3 protein-coding genes are annotated in these 3822 nt (G+C 72.5%); all 3 read right to left on the bottom strand.

What is annotated here, in order from left to right; genetic code table 11:
* Positions 1-138 precede the first annotated feature (138 nt).
* The 3 genes from ACZ60W_RS37065 to ACZ60W_RS37055 all read right to left on the bottom strand — a co-directional run bounded on the left by ACZ60W_RS37065 (position 139) and on the right by ACZ60W_RS37055 (position 3663).
* Entirely contained in the window at positions 139-1581 is a 1443-nt protein-coding gene (locus ACZ60W_RS37065) for a GH1 family beta-glucosidase (RefSeq protein WP_469759809.1), read from the bottom strand.
* 165 nt (positions 1582-1746) lie between these two features.
* Positions 1747-2655, bottom strand: a complete 909-nt coding sequence (locus tag ACZ60W_RS37060; protein WP_469759808.1) for a carbohydrate ABC transporter permease — start codon at positions 2653-2655, stop codon at positions 1747-1749.
* A 3-nt stretch (positions 2656-2658) separates the two neighbouring features.
* Entirely contained in the window at positions 2659-3663 is a 1005-nt protein-coding gene (locus tag ACZ60W_RS37055) for a carbohydrate ABC transporter permease (protein ID WP_469759807.1), read from the bottom strand.
* Between the last annotated feature and the right edge of the window lie 159 nt (positions 3664-3822).

Below are 3822 nucleotides of genomic sequence, written 5' to 3'. Positions count from 1 at the left end.
CAACCACCAACCCCAACAACCCCCTTCCCCCCCCCCCCCCCCCTCCCCCCCCCCCCCCCCCCCCCCCCCCCCCCCCCCCCAGGGGGGGGGCCCCCCCCCCCCCCCCCCCCCCCCCCCCCCCCTCCCCCCGTTCCCGGATCAGCCGGCGTCGGGCGCGTGCAGCTCGCCCGACCGCGCCACGCGCGCGTACCACCGCGCGCTCGACTTCGGCGTCCGCTCCAGCGTGTCGTAGTCGACCCGGACCGCGCCGAACCGCTTCTGATAGCCGTACGACCACTCGAAGTTGTCCAGCAGCGACCAGAGGAAGTACCCGCGCACGTCCACCCCGTCGGCCATCGCCCGGTGCACGGCCTCCAGGTGCGCGTGCACATAGGCGGCCCGCTCCGGGTCGTGGACCGTGCCGTCCTCGCCGACCACGTCCTCGTACGCCGCCCCGTTCTCGCTGATCACCAGCGGAAGTCCGGGATGCTCGGCCGAGACCCGGGTCAGCAGGTCGTACAGGGCGCTCGGGTCGACCGCCCACCCCATCGCCGTCGGCTCGCCCGGCGCCCGGTGGAAGGCCACCGAGTCCGCACCCGGCCACGGCGAGTACGCGCTGTTGCCGTGCCCGTCGTCCTGGGGCTTCTCCGCGCCCTCGGGCACGTGCGAGACGAGCGTCGGCGTGTAGTAGTTGACGGCCAGCAGGTCCAGCGGCTGGTTCGCCGCGGCGGTGTCGCCGTCCTTCACGAAGGACCAGTCCGTGAGCCGCGCCGTGTCGGCGAGGAGGTCCTCGGGATAGGCGCCCTCCAGCATCGGGCCCAGCCACACCCGGTTGCCGACGGCGTCGATGCGACGGGCCGCCTCCAGGTCCTCGGCCGAACCGGTCAGCGGGCGCACCTCGTGCAGGTTCAGCGAGACCGAGAGCTGCCGGTCGGCCGGCAGCGCGGCCCGCAGGGCCTGCACCGCGAGACCGTGCCCGAGGTTCAGGTGGTGGGCGGCGCGCAGGCTCGCCACCGGGTCGGTCCGGCCGGGTGCGTGCACCCCGGAGCCGTACCCGAGGAAGGCGCTGCACCACGGCTCGTTGAGCGTGGTCCACCGCTTGACCCGGTCGCCGAGGGCGTCGGCGACGATCCCCGCGTACTCGGCGAACCGCTCGGCGGTCTGCCGCTCGGGCCAGCCGCCCGCGTCCTCCAGCTCCTGGGGCAGGTCCCAGTGGTAGAGCGTCAGGGCCGGCTCGATCCCGGCGGCGAGCAGCTCGTCGACGAGCGCCCGGTAGAAGTCCAGGCCCTTCTGGACGGCCGGCCCCCGCCCGGTGGGCTGCACCCGGGACCAGGAGACGGAGAACCGGTAGGCGTTCAGGCCGAGTTCGGCCATGATGCCGACGTCTTCGCGGAACCGGTGGTAGTGGTCCACGGCCACGTCTCCGGTATGGCCCTCGAAGACCTTGCCGGGCGTGTGCGAGAAGGTGTCCCAGATGGACGGGGTGCGGCCGTCCTCCGCCGCCGCTCCCTCGATCTGGTACGCGGCGGTCGCCGCGCCCCAGAGGAAGTCGGACGGGAACGAACGGGTGGCGGTGAGCGGCCGGGTCTCGGACGCGGTCATAGGAGAGCGCTCCCAACGCGGGTACGGGGCAGGTACGTTCGGTACGTGCGCTACGGAGAGGGCATGCGGCACGAGAGGGGCATGCCCACGGAGAGGGGGCGCGCGGAGACGGGCTCCGCGCGGGAAGGAGAGGCCGGACGGGGCGCCGGGACGGCGGGGAGCCCGTCAGCTCTTGACGGCACCGGCCGTGATGCCGCCCACGATGTGCTTGCCGAGGAAGGCGAAGACCAGCAGCAGCGGCACGGTGGATATCAGGGCACCGGTCAGCACGACGGCGTGGTCCACGGTGTGGTTCCCGGCGCCGAGTCCGGCGAGCGCCACCTGGAGAGTGGGGTTGCCGTCCGGGGTGAGCGCGATGAAGGGCCAGAAGAAGTCGTTCCACGCCTGCACGAAGACCAGCATGCCGAGGACGGCCATGGCCGGGCGGGCGATCGGGAACACCACGTGCCAGATGACGCGCAGGCTGTGCGCCCCGTCCATCCGGGCCGCCTCCACCAGCTCCATCGGCAGCGCCTCGACGAGGAACTGACGCATGAAGAAGACGCCGAAGGCGGCGACCAGCGAGGGCAGGACCACCGACTGGAGCTGGTCGAACCAGCCGAGGTCGGTGATGATCTGGTACAGCGGGATGACGCTGAGCTGCGGCGGGATCGTCATGGTCGCGACCACGAGTGAGAGCAGCATGCCGCGGCCCCGGAAGGGCAGCTTGGCGAAGGCGAAGCCGGCGAGGGTGGAGAAGAGCACGGTGGACAGGGCCACCAGGCTCGCCACGATGGTGGTGTTGATCAGCGCCGCGCCCATGTCGACCTGGTTCCAGGCGAAGCTCAGGTTGTCCAGGAGCCGGTTTCCGGGCAGCAGCGGGGCGGGTGCCTCGACGACCCGCTCGCCGGTGTGCGAGGCGGCGACGACGTTCCAGTAGAGCGGGAAGAGCGAGACGAACGCGGCGACGGCGAGCAGCACGTAGGTGAGCGGGCCGGCGTGGTGCTGCCGGCCGGCGGTCTGGCGGAAGCGGCGCCCCGGCCGCGCCGCCGGCGCCGTGGTGTCGAGGGGTGTCGTGTCGAGTGTGCGGGCCATGCGTCAGCCCCCCAGCTTCTTGCGTTGGTGGCGGGCGACGAGCGCCTGGACGCCGCCGATCAGGAGCAGGAGCAGCAGCATGACCCAGGCGATCGCGGAAGCCTGTCCCAGCGCGCCGGTCACCCATCCCTTCTCGTACATCAGCAGGCTCAGCGTCTGGAACTGGTTGCCGCTGCCGCCGCTGATGCCGACGCTGCCGCCGAACAGCATCGGTTCGCCGAAGAGCTGGGTGGCGCCGATGGTGGAGACGATGATGGTGAAGAGGATCGTCGGCCGGATCGAGGGGATGGTGACGCTGACGAACTGGCGCCAGCGCGAGGCGCCGTCGAGGGAGGCGGCCTCGTAGAGGTCCTGGGGGACGGCCTGCATCGCGGCGAGGTAGATCAGCGCGTTGTAGCCGGTCCAGCGCCAGGTGACGATCACCGAGATCGCGATCTGTGCCGGCCACTTGGACGACTCCCAGTTCACCGGGTCGATGCCGATCCAGCCGAGGAGGCCGTTGATCATGCCGTAGTCGGTGTTGAACAGCTGGGCGAAGACCAGGGTCGCCGCCGCGATCGAGGTGGCGTACGGGGCGAGGATCGCGACGCGGAAGAAGCCGCGGCCCCGGAGCTTGTAGTTGAGCAGGTGGGCCAGGCCCAGGGCCATGAGCAGCTGCGGGACGGTGGAGATGACGCCGATGGTGAAGGTGTTGGCGAGTGCGTTCCAGAAGAACTCGCTGGTGGCGAGGTCGGTGTAGTTCTCCAGGCCCTTCCACGCCGGGTCGCCGCCGAGCTCGACGCGGTGCAGCGAGAGCCAGCCCGTGTAGAGCAGCGGGAAGAGGCCGAAGGCAGCGAAGGTGAGGAAGAAGGGGGCGATGAAGACGTACGGGATCGCCTTGAGGTCCCAGCGGTAGAGCGTGCTCCGCCAGCCTCCGGAGGAGGAGCGGTGGCGGCGGGGACCGGAGGAGGAGGGCGGTGCGGTGGGCGGCGGGGAGCCGTCGGTCCTCGCCCGAACGGAGGTGGCCACGGGGGCGTCCTTCCAGGTCGATGCGTGCGGTGGTGCGGACGGGGGGGGGGGGGGGGGGGGGGGGGGGGGGGGGGGGGGGGGGGGGGGGGGGGGGGGGGGGGGGGGGGGGGGGGGGGGGGGGGGGGGGGCAGGGGGGGGGGGGGGGGGACCTCGAGAGCG

Source organism: Streptomyces sp. NPDC104202, assembly GCF_055584185.1.
The sequence above is the reverse complement of the archived record's forward strand: the minus strand, read 5'-3'. Positions and strand labels throughout refer to the sequence as shown.